Origin of the sequence: Bordetella parapertussis (genome assembly GCF_020735925.1) — a bacterium.
Taxonomy (GTDB): domain Bacteria; phylum Pseudomonadota; class Gammaproteobacteria; order Burkholderiales; family Burkholderiaceae_B; genus Bordetella; species Bordetella pertussis.
On sequence record NZ_CP085971.1, the window covers coordinates 536,698 to 550,412 of the forward strand.

Annotated in this window: 17 protein-coding genes; 14 read left to right on the top strand and 3 right to left on the bottom strand. The window is 70.8% G+C overall.

Annotated elements, in window-relative coordinates; genetic code table 11:
* Positions 1-150 precede the first annotated feature (150 nt).
* Positions 151-657: a YciE/YciF ferroxidase family protein gene (locus LK409_RS02480; RefSeq protein WP_010926051.1), complete on the top strand. Its 507-nt coding sequence runs from the start codon at positions 151-153 to the stop codon at positions 655-657.
* A gap of 6 nt (positions 658-663) precedes the next feature.
* Here LK409_RS02480 and LK409_RS02485 read toward each other — a convergent pair whose 3' ends face one another.
* Positions 664-1,242: a DUF1488 family protein gene (locus LK409_RS02485; protein WP_010927757.1), complete on the bottom strand. Its 579-nt coding sequence runs from the start codon at positions 1,240-1,242 to the stop codon at positions 664-666.
* Between the two features lie 58 nt (positions 1,243-1,300).
* A complete protein-coding gene (locus LK409_RS02490) occupies positions 1,301-2,380 on the bottom strand; it encodes a calcium:proton antiporter (protein WP_010927758.1) in 1,080 nt (359 codons plus the stop codon).
* A gap of 196 nt (positions 2,381-2,576) precedes the next feature.
* Between LK409_RS02490 and LK409_RS02495 the strand changes: the two genes are divergently transcribed.
* Genes LK409_RS02495 through LK409_RS02510 form a run of 4 tightly spaced genes read left to right on the top strand, consistent with a single transcriptional unit; the run spans position 2,577 to position 4,957 of the window.
* A complete protein-coding gene (locus tag LK409_RS02495) occupies positions 2,577-3,008 on the top strand; it encodes a YciI family protein (RefSeq protein WP_010927759.1) in 432 nt (143 codons plus the stop codon).
* 58 nt (positions 3,009-3,066) lie between these two features.
* Positions 3,067-3,813 carry a GntR family transcriptional regulator gene (locus tag LK409_RS02500; RefSeq protein ID WP_010927760.1) on the top strand — a complete coding sequence of 249 codons (747 nt, stop codon included), beginning with the start codon at positions 3,067-3,069 and terminating at the stop codon, positions 3,811-3,813.
* Positions 3,810-4,664, top strand: coding sequence for a sulfite exporter TauE/SafE family protein (locus LK409_RS02505; protein ID WP_010927761.1), 855 nt, complete (start codon positions 3,810-3,812; stop codon positions 4,662-4,664). Before LK409_RS02500 ends, LK409_RS02505 begins: the two co-directional genes overlap by 4 nt.
* Positions 4,661-4,957 carry a DUF1634 domain-containing protein gene (locus LK409_RS02510; RefSeq protein ID WP_003808952.1) on the top strand — a complete coding sequence of 99 codons (297 nt, stop codon included), beginning with the start codon at positions 4,661-4,663 and terminating at the stop codon, positions 4,955-4,957. Before LK409_RS02505 ends, LK409_RS02510 begins: the two co-directional genes overlap by 4 nt.
* On the opposite strand, the gene LK409_RS02515 is transcribed toward LK409_RS02510, so the two are convergent.
* The gene (locus LK409_RS02515) at positions 4,958-5,620 is read right to left on the bottom strand and encodes a GntR family transcriptional regulator (protein WP_003808957.1); all 663 of its coding nucleotides are present in this window, start codon (positions 5,618-5,620) and stop codon (positions 4,958-4,960) included. It lies immediately after the preceding gene.
* Between the two features lie 94 nt (positions 5,621-5,714).
* Between LK409_RS02515 and LK409_RS02520 the strand changes: the two genes are divergently transcribed.
* The 9 genes from LK409_RS02520 (at position 5,715) to LK409_RS02560 (ending at position 13,702) form a co-directional block, all read left to right on the top strand.
* Positions 5,715-5,885, top strand: a complete 171-nt coding sequence (locus LK409_RS02520; RefSeq protein WP_019249309.1) for a hypothetical protein — start codon at positions 5,715-5,717, stop codon at positions 5,883-5,885.
* Complete coding sequence (locus tag LK409_RS02525) at positions 5,882-7,273, top strand: amidase (protein WP_010927762.1); 1,392 nt, start codon at positions 5,882-5,884, stop codon at positions 7,271-7,273. The genes LK409_RS02520 and LK409_RS02525 overlap by 4 nt, the downstream gene beginning before the upstream one ends.
* A 2-nt stretch (positions 7,274-7,275) precedes the next feature.
* A complete protein-coding gene (locus LK409_RS02530) occupies positions 7,276-8,472 on the top strand; it encodes a CaiB/BaiF CoA transferase family protein (RefSeq protein ID WP_010927763.1) in 1,197 nt (398 codons plus the stop codon).
* A gap of 20 nt (positions 8,473-8,492) precedes the next feature.
* The gene (locus LK409_RS02535) at positions 8,493-9,296 is read left to right on the top strand and encodes an enoyl-CoA hydratase (protein ID WP_003808963.1); all 804 of its coding nucleotides are present in this window, start codon (positions 8,493-8,495) and stop codon (positions 9,294-9,296) included.
* Positions 9,297-9,375: 79 nt separating this feature from the next.
* The gene (locus tag LK409_RS02540) at positions 9,376-10,353 is read left to right on the top strand and encodes an ABC transporter substrate-binding protein (protein ID WP_010927764.1); all 978 of its coding nucleotides are present in this window, start codon (positions 9,376-9,378) and stop codon (positions 10,351-10,353) included.
* Between the two features lie 32 nt (positions 10,354-10,385).
* Positions 10,386-11,243: an ABC transporter permease gene (locus LK409_RS02545; protein ID WP_003808967.1), complete on the top strand. Its 858-nt coding sequence runs from the start codon at positions 10,386-10,388 to the stop codon at positions 11,241-11,243.
* A gap of 7 nt (positions 11,244-11,250) precedes the next feature.
* Positions 11,251-12,000, top strand: coding sequence for an ABC transporter ATP-binding protein (locus tag LK409_RS02550; protein ID WP_010927765.1), 750 nt, complete (start codon positions 11,251-11,253; stop codon positions 11,998-12,000).
* A 21-nt stretch (positions 12,001-12,021) separates the two neighbouring features.
* Entirely contained in the window at positions 12,022-12,894 is an 873-nt protein-coding gene (locus LK409_RS02555; RefSeq protein ID WP_003818697.1) for a polysaccharide deacetylase family protein, read from the top strand.
* Positions 12,895-12,922: 28 nt separating this feature from the next.
* Positions 12,923-13,702: an SDR family oxidoreductase gene (locus LK409_RS02560; protein WP_010926057.1), complete on the top strand. Its 780-nt coding sequence runs from the start codon at positions 12,923-12,925 to the stop codon at positions 13,700-13,702.
* Positions 13,703-13,715: the final 13 nt, after the last annotated feature.

Genomic DNA, 13,715 nt, shown 5'->3' on the forward strand with positions numbered 1-13,715 from the left:
GGCCTGGCACGGCGCGGAATTTCGGCCGGCGCGGCAAGCCGGAAACGGGACATGCAGCAAGATCCGTTCCGCGCCCGCGGCCGGCACGGCGGTTGCTGAAGGAGCGGCGGTCCGCACGTTGGCTGCGGCCGCCTTTTCCAGGAGCAAGCCATGACTCGCAAAACCCTGCAGGAACTGTTCATCCACGAGCTATCGGATATCTACAGCGCCGAGAAACAGCTGACCAAGGCGCTGCCCAAGATGGCGCGCTCGGCCAGCGATCCCAAGCTGGCCGAGGCGTTCTCGGCCCATCTGGAGGAAACGCGCGGACAGGTCGAGCGCATCGACCAGATCGTCGAAGGCTCGGACCTGCGCCTCAAGCGCATGAAGTGCGCCGCCATGGAGGGGCTGGTCGAGGAAGGCAAGGAAGTGATGGACGAGATCGAACCAGGGCCGGTGCTCGACGCGGCGCTGATCGCTGCCGCGCAGAAGGTGGAGCATTACGAAATTGCCAGCTACGGCACGCTTTGCACTTTCGCCAAGCAACTGGGCGAGACCAAGGCGCTGGCGCTGCTCAAGGAAACGCTGGCCGAGGAAAAGGCCACCGACGAGAAGCTGAGCATGCTGGCCCTGAAGCAGGTCAACGCCGATGCGGCCGCCGCCGGCAAGGCGAAGTAGCGTGGCCTAGCGGCGCTTGGCGCCCGCCGGCTTGCCGGCCGGGCGCGGGGCCGCCTCCTCGTCGCGCCGCCGTGGCGGGCCGCCTGCGTCGGCGCCGGGCAGCGTGCCGGCGCGGGCTTGCGCCTCTTCGGCCGCCACGCCGCGGTCAAAGCCCGGCCTGTCATGCGCGCGCGCGGGCGGCGGATGGTCCATGTCGGGGCGCCGCGGGCTGTCGTCGGCGCGCCGGCCCGGGCGCGGCGCCGCACTGTTGATGTCGGGTTGCCCGGCGATGCGGGCGGGCTTGCGCGCCGGCGCGGCGCGATGGTCTTTGCTGTCGCTCATGGGGGTGCTCCTTGCGTTGGCCAGGTCCGACGCCGTCACGCGCACGCCGCCGTCCAGCGTGCTGGGCGCCAGTTGCCGCGCGACGGCATGGATACGCGGCCAGTGGGCGCGATAGCCTTGCAGCAGGCCCGGCTCGCTGTTGTCGGCGCCGCAGTGCTCGACCAGCGCCTTGGCCGTGACGGCCACCACCGTGGGGCCGTGCGGCGACTGCAAGGTGAAGCGCACGCAGGCGCCGTCTACGGTGGCGTTGTCGTCTCGTTTCATGGCGGTCTCCTGGAGCCGCGCCCTGCCGCAAGGCGCGTGCCTGCGGGCCGCGGCGCGCTCACAGCCCCAGCGCCACCAGCATCAGGAAAGCGGCGAACAGCACGAAGTGGGTCATGCCCTCGATGGCATTGGTCTGGCCATCATTGAGGTTGATGGCCGCTGCGATCAGCGTCACCAGCATCATCACTGTCTGCAGCGGCGTCATCGCCATGCGCAGCGCCTGCCCGCTGTAGAGGGCCATGGCCTCCATGGCGGGCACGGTCAGGATGACGGTCGACAGCGATGCCCCCATCGCGATGTTGACCACGGATTGCATGCGGTTGGCCAGCGCGGCGCGCAGGGCGGTGAGGATTTCCGGCGCCGCCGAGATGCCGGCGATGACGAGCGGCACCACGCCGGCCGGCACGGCGACGCCGCGCAGGCCGCGCTGCATCGAATGCGACATCAGCTCGGCCAGCAGGCCGACGATGGCGATGCCGGCGATCATGACCCCGGCCGAGCGGGGCGTGTGCACCGGCACGGGCGCCTGCCTGCGCCGCGCGTTCTTTTCCGGATAGCTGTAGCTGAAGAAATAGCTGTGCGGGCCGGTCTGCATGCGCAGGAAGACGCCGTACAGCAGCACCATGACCACGATGGTGAACACGCTGTAGGCGCGCCAGCGCGCGCTCGGGATGAATTCGGGAATGATCATGGAAACGGCCACGGCCGTCAGGATCATGACGCCGTAGGTACGCGCCGAATCGTCGTTGTAGGCCTGCTCGCCGTGCTTGAAGCCGCCGATCAGCGCCGCCAGCCCCAGGATGCCGTTGATATCGAGCATCACCGCCGAATAGATGGTGTCGCGCACCAGTTCCGGCGAGGCGCCGCCGCGCGAGACGATGCCCAGCACGATTACCTCCACCAGCACCGCCGACAAGGTCAGGATCATGCTGCCGTAGGGATCGCCCAGCTTGCGCGCGATCAGCTCGGCGTGCCGCACCACGCTGAGCGAGGCCGCCAGGATGGCCGCCACCAGCACGACCGTCTCCGCCATCGCCGCCGCGGCGCCGGCGTGCCGCCAGGGCCCGGGCAACAAATCCGCCAGCGCCGCCAGCAATGCCAGGACGATGAATTTCTCCTCGCGCAGCAGTCGGATCATGAGTGCCGAACTCCGGTCGGGACCGGCCGTCCGGCGGTCCGGCCCCGTCCGCAGCAAGTGGCTTGCCTGGCCCGGCCCGTGGAATCGATGCTTGCGCCGCGCGGCGCCGCGGACCTACGCTGGCGGTAGTGCCTGGTTTTCCCGCCGCGCGGGGCCCTGGGAAGGCGCGCCGCGCATCTACACGACGAGGTCCGAAATGCGATTCATGGTACTGGTCAAGGCCGACCGCAACAGCGAAGCCGGCGTCATGCCCGAGGAACGGCTGCTGGCCGAAATGGGCAAGTTCAACGAAGCGCTGGTGCAGGCCGGCGTCATGCAGGCCGGCGAAGGCCTGCACCCCAGCTCGCGCGGCGCGCGCGTGCATTTCTCGGGCAAGGACCGCAAGGTCGAGCATGGGCCGTTCGACACGCCCGGCCTGATCGCCGGCTTCTGGCTGTGGCAGTGCGCCTCGCTCGAGGAGGCGATCGATTGGGTCAAGCGCTGCCCCAATCCCATGCTGGGAGACTCCGAAATCGAGATCCGCCAGATCTTCGAGGCCGAGGATTTCGGCGCGGCGTTCACGCCCGAGCTGCGCGAACAGGAAGCGCGTTTGCGCCAGCAGATCGAAGCGGAAGCGCGCAAGCCGTAGGCGCGGGGGGCCTGGCGGTCCTGCTGCAGGCGTGCTTGGATCATGACATAATGACGTCATGATGTCTGAATCGAACCATGCCCCGCTCTATGCCCGGGTCGAGGCCGTGCTGGCCGAGGCGATCGCCGCGGGCGAACTGCCGCCGGGCAGCCAGTTGCCCGCCGAAGACGGCCTGATCGCGCGCTTCCAGGTCAGCCGCACCACGGTGCGCAAGGCCATCCAGAACCTGGCCGAGCGTGGGCTGGTCGAGATCCGGCGCGGCAAGGGCACCTTCGTGGCGCAGCCGAGGGTGGTGCAGGAGCTCACCGAGCTCACCGGTTTCGTGGAGGACATGCAGGCCTTGGGCCGCGTGCCCTCGGCGCGCCTGCTGGACGCCGAGATCGTGGCCGCCGGCCAGGCCGTGGCGCGCCAGCTGGCGGTGGCGCCGGGCACGCAGGTCATGCGCATCCGGCGCGTGCGCCTGGCCGATGGCGTGGCCATGTCGCTGGACGAAACCTATCTGCCGCGCGAAATCGGCGAACAGGTCGTCACGCACGACCTGGAGGCCGAGCCCATCTTCGCGCTGCTGGAACAGAAATACGACCTGCCGCTGGTCGAGGCCGAATACCGGCTCGAGGCCGCCATCGCCACGCCCGAAGTGGCGCGGGCCCTGGCGGTGCCGCCCGGCAGTCCGGTCTTCCTGATCGAGCGCACCTCGTATTGCGCGGGCCCTCGGCCCATCGACTACGAAAAGCTGTACTACCGCGGCGACCTGATCCGCTTCGTGACGCGGCTGGCGCGGCGCGCGCGGCCCGTGCCGGCATGACCGTGGCCGGCCTGTGGTTGTTCGCCATGGCGCTGGGTGCCAGCGCGCTGGGCGGCATGCTGGGCATGGCCAGCGGCATCTTCATCGTGCCCCTGCTGGTGCTGTGGGGCATCGACGTGCACGCCGCCATCGCGGCCAGCATTGTTTCGGTGATTGCCTGTTCGTGCGGCAGCGCAGCGGCCTTCCTGCAAAGCGGGTTGACGCACGTGCGGCTGGCGGTGGTGCTGGAGACGGCCACCACGCTGGGCGCGCTGACCAGCGTCTTCCTGGTGGGGGCGGTGCCGGTGGCGGCGCTGTACGCGCTGTTCGCCGTGGTGCTGGTGGTGTCCGCCTGGCAGATGCTGGCGCGCCGGCGCGACCCGGCGCGCGCGAGCGGCGCGCCGGCGTGCCGCTGGGCCGGCGCCTTGCGGCTGCATGGCCGCTACCGTGATCCCGCCGCCGGCCGGCACCGGCGCTACCGCGTGCAGCGCCTGCCGCTGGGCATGTCGCTGATGTACGGGGCCGGCGTGCTGTCGGCGCTGCTGGGCATCGGCAGCGGCGTGCTCAAGATCCCGGCGATGGACAGCGCGCTGCGCCTGCCCCTGAAAGTGTCGTCGGCGACCTCCAATTTCATGATCGGAGTGACCGCGGCGGCCAGCGCCGCGGTGTATTTCGCGCGCGGCGAGATCGATCCGGCGGTCGCCGGACCGGTGGCGCTGGGTTCGGTCGCCGGCTCGGTGCTGGGCGCGCGCATCCTGATGCACGTGTCCGGCGAACGGCTGCGCCTGCTGTTCGTGGCGGTGCTGGCGCTGCTCGCGGTGCAGATGCTGCTGATGGCGCTGGGCGTGCAATGGCCCGGAGGCGGCCGATGAGCGCGCGCGCCGGAGCGGGGCTGGAGATCCGCCTGGCCGTGCTGTTGCGCGCCGGCACCTGGGCGGCCTGCCTGATCATCGCGGCGGGCCTGCTGCTGGGCATGATCGACGCGCCGGCCGGCGCGCGCGTGGTGAACGCGGGGATCGTGCTGTTCATCGCGCTGCCGGCGGCGCGCCTGCTGGCCATGCTGGCGGCCTTCGCGCGCCAGCGCGACTGGCGCTATGCGCTGATCGTGGCGCTGGTGCTGGCCATCATGGCGGCGGGCCTGGCGCTGGGCTTGCGCGCGGGCTAGCTAGGGCTTGACCATCGAGCGGGGCAGGTTGATGAGGAAGTCGGCCAGGCCCTTGGCGCCTTGCGCCAGGCTGATGTGGCGCATCATCATCCGGTGCGCGCGCTCGGGGTCGTGGTCGAGGATGGCTTGGACCAGCTCGCCGTGCTGCTCGTACGAGGCGCGCACCCGGCCGACCGCGATGAAGGCGTGGCGCAGATAGGCGCCGGTGCGCGCGCGCAGCGCCAGCAATTGCTCGCGCAGGTAAGGGTTGCGGCAGCCGTGGTACAGCACTTCATGGAAGCGGTGGTTGGCCTCGCGCCAGGCCTGCGCGTCGTCGGCCTGCGCCACCGGCGCGGCCTCGCGATGCACGCGGGCCAGCTCGGACCGCTCCTCGGCCGTCATGCGCTGGCACGCCATGCGGGTGCACACGCCTTCCATCTCCGCCATCAGCTCCCAGATCGCCAACAGTTCCTGCACGTCCATGCGCGCCACCACCGCGCCGCCGCGCGGCTGGCTGTCGAGGATGCCCTGGACCTTGAGCTGCAGCAGCGCTTCGCGCACCGGGGTGCGCGAAACCTGGTGGCGGGCGGCCAGTTCCTGTTCGTCGATGGCATCGCCCGGCAGCAGGACGCCGTTGCGGATATCGGCTTCGAGCGCCTGCCGGATGCGGTCGCTGACCTTCATGGCATAGGGACAAACGTGGCTTGCATGAAATTATTCGGTGGTCTATAAATATATTTATACTCTGATTAAATAATACATCAAGGGGTGTTTGGGTATGCAGGATCAACCACTGGCGCCGTCCGACCCGGCCGTTGCGCCGCCCGATGAAGCCGCCGTGCGCGCCCTGTTGGCGAGCCAGGGCATCGCCGCCAGCGAGCGCGAGGCGCGCGCGGTGGCCAGGGCGCTGGCGCGGCTGGCGGGCGCCGCGCCGGGAGGCTCGGCATGACCCCGGCCGGTCTGCCCGACAGCATTGCCGGCCTGCGCGCGCAACTGGCGGCTGGCGCGCTGGACGTGGCGCAGGCGCAGGCGCTGGCGCTGCAGCGCCAGGCCTGCGAGGCCGATGGCTGGCATTGCGTGGTGGCGCTGCCCGACGACGCGGGCGAGGTCCCGCCGGCATCCCTGCCGCTGGCCGGCGTGGGGCTGGCCCATAAAGATATCTTCGTGCTGCCCGGCCGCGTGCCCGAGTGCGGCGCGCGCCATCCCTGGCCGGATGCGCCGGTGCGGGCGGCCACGGTGATCCGCCGCCTGGCCGCCGCCGGCAGCCGGCCGCTGGCGGCCCTGGCCATGGCCGAGCACGCCAGCGGCGCCACCGGCGAGAACCCGCGCTATTCCTTGCTGCGCAATCCGCTCGACGCGGACGCGGCGGTGGGCGGTTCGTCCAGCGGCTCGGCCGTGGCGATGGCCGCGGGCCTTTGCTATGGCTCGCTGGGCACGGACACGGCGGGGTCGGTGCGCATTCCGGCCGCCACCTGCGGCGTGGTGGGCCTGATGCCGACGCGCGGCCTGCTGCCCGGCGACGGCGTGGCGCCGCTGGCCGGCGAACTGGATACGGTGGGCGTGCTGGCGCGTTGCGCCGACGACGCGCAAGCGGTGCTGCACGCCGCGCTCGACGCCGCGCAGGCGGCCGCGCTGGACGCGTCGGCCACGCCGGCCATGGAGCGGTGGCGCATCGCCACGTGCTGGATCCATCCCGACCCCGCGGTGCGCTTGGACCCGGCCGTGCATGCCGCGCTGGAGGACTACGCCACCGAGTGCAGCGCGCACGGCCGGCGCCGCGAGGCGCAGCTGGCGGCCTTGCCGCAATGGATACGCCTGGCGCAGACGCTGCTGTATGCGGGCAGCGCTGCCGCGCATGCGCAGGCCCTGCGCGGGCAGGCGCCGGCGCTGGGCGCGCTGGCGCGCAACCTGGCGCTGACCGGCGCGGCCATGCCGCCAGCCTGGGCGCATGCCGCCCTGGCGCAACGCCGCGCGCAGGTCGACGCCTTCGTGGCCGAGGCGCTGGCCGACACCGACGTGCTGCTGACGCCCGCCTTGCCCGGGCCGGTGCCCGACTGGTCGCAGGTGCTCACCAGCTCGCCCGGTTTCGAGGCGCGGCGCCTGCTGGACCTGTTCTGCTGGCTGTCGTTCGTCAATTACCTGGGCCTGCCGGCGATCGTGTTCCCCATCGGCCGCGACGCGGCCGGGCGGCCGATCAGCGTGCAGGCCATCGCGCGCCCCGGCGGCGAGGCCATGTTGCTGGCGCTGGCGCGCCAGGCCGGGCATAGCCGTTTCGGCGGCCGGGGTTTCGCGCAGCAGCCCGGCCTTCCCCTTGCCCGTTCCCGAGAGCGAGTCTGACCATGCCCCAGCTATCCGCATCGCCGGCACTGCAGCGCTTCCGCGTCCTGGACCTGTCGCGCGTGCGGGCCGGCCCGACCTGTGTGCGCATGCTGGCCGATTTCGGCGCGGACGTGATCCGGATCGAACCGCCGCCGGGCGTCGATCCCAACGAGGCGATGTTCGCCGCCGACCGCTGGAGCGGCGATTTCCAGAACCTGAACCGCAACAAGCGGTCGCTGACGCTCAACCTGAAAAAGCCCGAGGCGATGGCGGTGCTCAGGCGCCTGGTGGCCGGCGCCGACGTGGTGGTGGAGAACTGGCGCCCGGACGTGAAAGCGCGCCTGGGCGTGGATTATGAATCGCTGCACGCCATCAACCCGCGCATCATCCTGGCCAGCATTTCCGGCTTCGGGCAAAGCGGCTCGTATGCCGGCCGGCCCGGCTTCGACCAGATCGCGCAGGGCATGGGCGGCCTGATGTCGGTGACCGGGCTGCCCGGCCAGGGGCCGGTGCGCGCCGGGCTGGCGGTGGCCGATTCCAGCACCGGCCTGTACGCCGCCATCGGCATCCTGACCGCGCTGCTCGAACGCGAGCAGTCCGGGCAGGGGCAATGGGTGCATGCCTCGCTGCTGCATGCGCAGATCGCCATGATGGATTTCCAGGCGGCGCGCTACCTGAACGACGGCGACGTGCCCGCGCAGGAAGGCAACGACCATCCCACCAGCAGCCCCATGGGGCTGTTCGCCGCCAGCGACGGCATGTTCAACCTGGGCGCCTCGGGCGAAGGCAACTGGAAGCGCTTCTGCCAGGTGCTGGGACAGATCGGGTGGCTGGCCGATCCGCGCTTCCAGACCGAGAAGCTGCGGGTGCGCAACCGGCGCGATCTCAACGCCCTGATCGGCGAGGTGTTCGCCGGCGGCACCGTGGCGCATTGGGTCGGCCTGCTCAACGAGGCCGGCGTGCCGGCCGGGCCGGTCTACACGGTGCCGCAGATGTTCGACGACGCGCAGGTGCGCCACCTGGACGTGGCGCGCCGCTGCCAAGCCTGGCAGGGCGGCGAGCGCGTGATGATCACGCAGCCGGTGACGCTGGCGCGCACGCCGGCCGACATCGCCCGCACCGCGCCGGGCTGGGGCGAGCACACCGACGAAGTGCTGCGCGAAGCCGGCTACGGCGAAGACGAAATCGACAAGCTGCGCGCGGCAGGCGCGGTCTGAACCACCAAGGAACCCGATCCATGAGCACGGACACCCATCCTCCCGGCCGCCTGGCCATCGACGACGCCGACGGGCTGCTGCGCGTGCGCATCGTCAACCCGGCGCGCTACAACGCCATGTCGCTGTCCATGTGGGAAGCGCTGGGCCAGGCGGTGCGCGACGCGCAGGGCCGCGACGATCTGCGCGCCATCGTGCTCGAAGGCGAGGGCGAGCGCGCCTTCGTGTCCGGCGCCGATATTTCCGAGTTCGCCTCGCAGCGCAAGGATCCCGCGCAGATCGCGCGCTATGACCGCGCGGTGACGCAGGCGCAGCAGGCCCTGTCCGAGAGCGCCGTGCCCACCATCGCGCTGGTGCGCGGCATCTGCATGGGCGGCGGCATGGGCCTGGCGCTGGCCTGCGACCTGCGCTATTGCAACGAGAGCGCGCGCTTTCGCATGCCGGCCGCGCGGCTCGGCCTGGGCTACGCGCTCGACGGCGTCAAGCGCATGTGCGACATGCTGGGGGCGGCGCGCGCCGCCGACCTGTTTCTTACCGCCCGCACCTTCGACGGCGCCGAGGCCGGCCGCATCGGCCTGGCGCATGAAGTGTTCGCCGACGCCGACTTCACGCAGGCGGCGGCCGAGCGCGTGGCGGCGGTGGCGGGCAACGCGCCGCTGACGCTGCGCGCGGCGCGGCTGGCCCTGCGCCACCTGCTGGGCGGCGCGCATGCGCCGTCGGCCGACAGCGTGGACCAGGCCGTGCGGACCTGCTTCGACAGCGAGGATTACCAGGAAGGCCAGGCGGCCTTCCGCGAAAAGCGCCCACCGGTTTTCAAGGGGAGGTAGGCCCGCGCCGAACTCCCGCTATCGAACGGCCGCCCGCAGTCTGCTTTGGCCACCATGCAGCAAGCACAAGGGGAATCGCATGAAAACGCTCCATCGGACGGCCCTGGCTGTCCTGTTTTCCGGGTATGCCGCGGTCGCCGCGGCGCAGTCCGCGCAGCCGCCGGCCGCGCCGCAGAAACAAGTGCTGACCATCGGCTATGTGAAGGTGGGCCATCTGTCGCCCATGATCTTTGTCTCCGAGCCGCTCAAGGCCTGCAACGTGGAGGTCAAGCCGGTCGAGTTCGTGCGCTATGCCGACGCGCGCACCGCGTTGCTGTCGGGTTCGATCGACGTGTCCGGCATCGGCCCGGCCGACCTGGCCATCGCGCTGGCGCAGGGCAGCGACAAGATCGTCGGCCTGGCCGGCGTGGCGTCATCGCCCAAGTACCTGGTCACGCGCAAGGGCGTGAAGATGGATGACTGGAAAGACCTGGCGGGCAAGCGCGTGGGCATCGCGCCGGGCTCGGCGGTGTGGTTCCAGTGGGCCGCCACCCTGGCCGAGAAGGGCATTCCGTACAACAGCTTCACGGCCGTCAACATCCAGGGCGGCGGCACCGCGTTCGTGCAGGCGCTGCAGCGCGGCGACGTCGACGCGGTGGCGCTGTGGGAGCCGTTCGAATCGCAGCTGGTGGCCGACGGCACCGCGTTCTTCGCCAAGAACCTGGAATACAGCCAGTCCAAGGCGGTGGGCGCCGAGCTTGGCCTGCTGGCGGCCACGCGCGAGGCGCTGCAGACCAAGCGCGAGGCGGTCAAGTGCTTCCTGTGGGCCTACCAGCGCGCCGAGAAGCAGCTCGAACAGGATCCCGAGGCGTTCGCCCAGGCCTATTCCAAGTACACCAACCTGCCGCTGTCGGTGACGCGCGAGTCGGTCAAGCTGATCAAGCTGGGCGGCGTGCTCGATCTCGACCAGTTGCGGCGCCAGGCCAAGACCTTCAACGAGCTGGGCGTCATCTCCAAGGATGTCAGCGGCCAGATCGACAAGGTCTGGGACCCGACGCTGGCCCGGGAAGTCAGGTAAGCATGTGGCGCGCCGGCGCCAAGGAGATGGCGGTGAGTTCTTCCATATTGAAGCGTCCCGCGGCTCCCGCGCCAGCGGCGCCGGCCGGCGCGCCGGCCGGGCGGGCCCTGCGGCGTCTCGGGCTGGGGTTGGCCGTGCCCGTGCTGATCCTCGTGGTGTGGCAATTGGTGGGGCAGTCGGCCGCGATGGCCGGCGTGGTGCCCACGCCGGTGCAGGTGGCGCGCGCCTGGTATGCGTGGATCTTCGGCGATCCGGGCATGGGGCTCAATCCCTACCAGGGTACCTGGGTCAGCAACGTGCAGTATTCCACCATGCGCGTGGCGCAGGGCTTCGCGCTGGCCATGGCCACGGGCATACCGCTGGGCCTGGCCATCGGCTGGAGCCGCCTGACGTCGCAGCTGCTGGACCCGCTCATCCAGGGGCTGCGGCCGATTCCCATCACGGCCTGGCTGCCGTTCTCGATCGCGCTGTTCGGCATCCGCGACATGGGCTCGATCTTCCTGATCTTCCTGGGCGGTTTCTACGCCATCGTGGTCAACACCACGCAGGGCGCGCGCGACGTGGACCGCAACCTGGTGCGCGCGGCCAGCATGATGGGCGCCTCGTCGGGCCAGTTGATGCGCCGCGTGGTGCTGCCGGCGGCGATGCCGTCGATCTTCACCGGCTTGCGCATCGGCCTGGGCATTTCCTGGACGGCGGTGATCGTCTCGGAAATGGTGGCGGTCAAGTCGGGCCTGGGCTATGTGCTGTGGGACGCCTATTACGTGGGCCGCATGGACATCGTGCTGGCCGACATGGTGTCCATCGGCATGATGGGCTTTCTGAGCGACCGGCTCATCGTTGCCATCGAGCACCGCGTCCTGGCTTGGCGCATGCTGCAAAACCACTGAGGCCGCCATGTCGCACATCTCCGTTACGCAACTGAGCAAGACCTATCCCGGCGTCACCCCGGTGCATGCACTGGACCAGATCGACCTGCAGGTCGCCGAGGGCGAGTTCATCGCGCTGCTGGGGCCGTCGGGTTGCGGCAAATCGACCCTGCTCAACCTGATCGCCGGGTTCGAGGCGCCGTCGGGCGGCGAACTGCGCGTGGGCGGGGGCGCGGTCGAGCGGCCCGGCCCCGAGCGCGGCGTGGTGTTCCAGGAGGCGGCGCTGTTTCCCTGGCTCAACGTCTGGGAGAACGTGGTGTTCGGCCCTAAGATCGCCGGGCTGTCGCGGCGCGAGTACGCCGCGCGCGCCGAGGAGATGCTGGAGATCACCGGGCTGTCGGCCTTCAAGCGGCACCTGCCGGTGCAGCTGTCGGGCGGCATGCGCCAGCGCGTGGGCATCGCGCGCGTGCTGACGCTGGGCTCGAGGGTCCTGCTGATGGACGAGCCGTTCGGCGCGCTCGACGCGCAGACGCGCCTGACCATGCAGGAGCTGCTGCTGTCGGTGTGGCAGACGCTGCGCACCACGGTGGTGTTCGTCACCCACGACATCGACGAGGCCATCCTGCTGGCCGACACCATCTACGTCATGTCGGCGCGCCTGGGCCGCATCGCCACCCGCATCGAGGTGCCCATCGAGCGGCCGCGCTCGCTGGACCTGATCACCGGCGAAGTGTTCAACGGGTTGAAGCGCGAAATCCTCAAACAGATGCGGCACTGAGCCGCCACGCCGGAGCCCGCCATGGCCAACCCCCGCATTGCCCACGCCTTTCCCGACGACCGCGCGCCGTGCGCGCCGCCCGCCGGCGGGCGCATCATGGTGCACCTGGTCGTCAACGTCGAGAACTGGCGCTTCGACCAGCCCATGCCGCGCACGCTCATCACGCCGCCGCATGGCCGCGAGACCGTGCCGGACGTGCCCAACTTCAGCTGGGTCGACTACGGCATGCGCGCCGGCCTGGCGCGCATGCTGCAGGCCATCGGCGAGCGCGGGCTGCCGGCCTCGACCAGCTGCAACGCCAGCGTCATCGACGCCTACCCGCGCGCGGCCGAGGCCATGCTGCGGGCCGGCTGGGAGTTCATCGGCCACGGCATGCACCAGCAGTCGCTCAACCATGGCGGCGGCGAGGCCGAGCTGATCGCGCAATGCCTGGACAAGCTGCGCGCCTTCACCGGCGCGCGTCCGCGCGGCTGGCTCAGCCCGGGCCTGCGCGAAACCGTGGATACGCCCGACATCCTGGCGGCCGCGGGGGTGGAGTACGTGTGCGACTGGGTGGTCGACGATCTGCCCAACTGGATGCGCGTCGAGCGCGGCGCGCTGATCCAGATGCCTTACAACCTGGAGCTGAACGATTCGGTGATCTACGCGGTGGAAAAGCATTCCTCGCCCGAATTCCTGCTGCGCCTGGAGCGCACCCTGGCCCTGTTCGAGCGCGAGTGCCGGCGCTGGCCGCGCGTGCTGGCGCTGGGCCTGCACCCGCACCTGATGGGCGTGCCGCACCGCTACGGCTATTTCGAGCAGATGCTGGACCTGCTGGCCGGCCACCCCGACGTGGTGTTCATGAACGGCGGTCAGATCGCGGATTGGTTCAAGTCCCAGTATCCTGCCCCCTGATGGGCCACCCTGTACAACCGGAGCACATATGGATCTGCAATTGGCGGGCAAGCGCGTATTGATCACCGGCGCTTCCAAGGGCATCGGGCTGGCCTGCGCGCTGTCGTTCGCGCGCGAGGGCGCCACGCCGGTGCTGGTCGCGCGCGACGCGCAGGCGCTGGCGCGCGCGGCCGACGCGGTGCGGGAGCAGACCGGCCAGGCGGCCGAGACCCACGCGCAGGACCTGGCGCTGCCCGGCGCCGCCCAGGCGCTGGCGGCGCGCGCCGGCGAGATCGATATCCTGGTCAACAACGCCGGCGCGGTGCCCGGCGGCGCGCTCGACCAGGTCGAGGACGAGCGTTGGCGCGCCGGCTGGGAGCTCAAGGTCCATGGCTATATCAACCTGGCGCGCGTCTACTATCCGCGCATGCGCGCCGCCGGCGCGGGCGTGATCGCCAACGTGATCGGCATGGCGGCTTCTAGCCCGCGCTACGACTACGTCTGCGGCGCCGCGGCCAACGCGGCGCTGGTGGCGTTCACCCGCGCGCTGGGCGGCGAGGGGCCGCGCCATGGCGTGCGGGTGTTCGGCGTCAACCCGTCGCGCACCCGCACCGACCGCGTGCTGGGCCTGGCGCAGCAGCGCGCCCAGGCGCGCTGGAACGATCCGGACCGCTGGCAGGAGACCCTCGGCGGCCTGCCGTTCGACCGGCTGATGGAGCCGGCCGAAGTGGCCGACGTCGTGGTGTTTGGCTGTTCGCCGCGCGCAGGCTACCTGAGCGCGACGGTGATCGACCTGGACGGCGGCGAGCAGTACCGCGGCGCCGCGTAATCCGGCGCGCCGC